The sequence below is a fragment of the Actinoplanes sp. NPDC048791 genome (assembly GCF_040650095.1).
Lineage (GTDB): Bacteria > Actinomycetota > Actinomycetes > Mycobacteriales > Micromonosporaceae > Actinoplanes.
Map to the genome: position 1 here is coordinate 1 of NZ_JBEZGQ010001480.1, position 1246 is coordinate 1246.

At 72.3% G+C, this 1246-nt stretch carries 1 protein-coding gene; it reads right to left on the bottom strand.

All coding sequences use genetic code 11. The features are described 5' to 3' along the window. Positions 1-89: 89 nt before the first annotated feature. Positions 90-1190 carry a cytochrome c oxidase assembly protein gene (locus AB0C29_RS47640; protein ID WP_360834888.1) on the bottom strand — a complete coding sequence of 367 codons (1101 nt, stop codon included), beginning with the start codon at positions 1188-1190 and terminating at the stop codon, positions 90-92. Positions 1191-1246 lie beyond the last annotated feature (56 nt).

Here is a 1246-nt window from a genome sequence, read left to right on the forward strand (position 1 = left end):
GGCGTCGCTGCCGCCGCAGCCGGCCAGGCCGAGGGTGGTCAGGGCGCCGGCGAGCAGGGCAGCCGCAAGGGTACGGCGAGAGCCGCGGTTCAGGGGGTTTGACATGGTATCCGTTCCTTGTTGGGGTTCGCACAGGATTGGTCGGGATCTTCCGGCGAGAAGTTCCCGGCACCGTGATCTCCACGGATCCATTGCCGGACGAGCACCAGCAGAACGACCGCGGCCGGCAGCGCCCCGAACGCCCACCACAGCCCGGCCCCGAGGCGCTGGTCGGCGAGCAGCGACGGCGCCCACGCGGGATGCACGGCGGTGTACCAGTCCGCGGCGACCAACGAGGTTGACCTGAGCAGGATGAGGCCGAGGTGAACTTGCGCTGCCACGGCCAGGAGGTGGACCACGATCAGCCCGGCCGGATGAACGCGCCGACGGCCCGCCCCGAGCAGCACCCGGAACAGCAGGAGGCCGGCGACCACGAAGGACACCAGCATCGCCAGGTGCCCGAGGTGGTAGCGCATCAGCCTGCCGAGCAGACCGGTGAGGTACAGCCCGTACAGGCTGAGGACGTAGCCGGCCAGGGCGACCGGCGGACGACTCAGGAACCGCAGGAACCGGCTGTCCAGCAGGAGCCGCAGCCACTCCCGCGGGCCGCGTACCTGTGGATCCGCGGGACGGCGCAAGGCCCGCAGAGCCAAGGTGACCGGGGCGCCAGCGATCAGCAGGATCGGCACGACCGTGGCCAGCACGACGTGCTGCACCAGGTGGGCGCTCATCAGCACGTACCCGTACCGGGCCACCCCCAGGCCGGTCATCGCGCCCAGCAGCAGCATTCCGCCCACCCACGACACCGTGCGGCTCGCCGGCCAGGCGGACCCGGCCCGGCGCAGCCGGCGCACCCCGGCCAGATAGGTGAGGATGCCGGCCACGACGACCACCGGGAACACCATGTCCGGCAACGGGTCGGTGAGGAGCCGGGCCGCGGTGACCGGGCCGGGCTGGTCGAAACCCAGCAGCTCCACCAGCGGATCCGGCTCCACCGCGATCTCGGGCACCGGCGTCGGACTGCGCGACAGGCCGACCGCCAGCCCGACCGCCGCTCCGAGCACCAGCAGCTCGCCTCCGGCCAGGCGCAGGAACGCCCACGGGGCATCCGAGCGCAGCGCGGGCAGGGTGAGCCCCGCCAGGCTGGTCACCGCGAGCGCGGAAGACCGGCGCGGGGGCACAGAGAGAATCAGCAGCCGTCAATAAC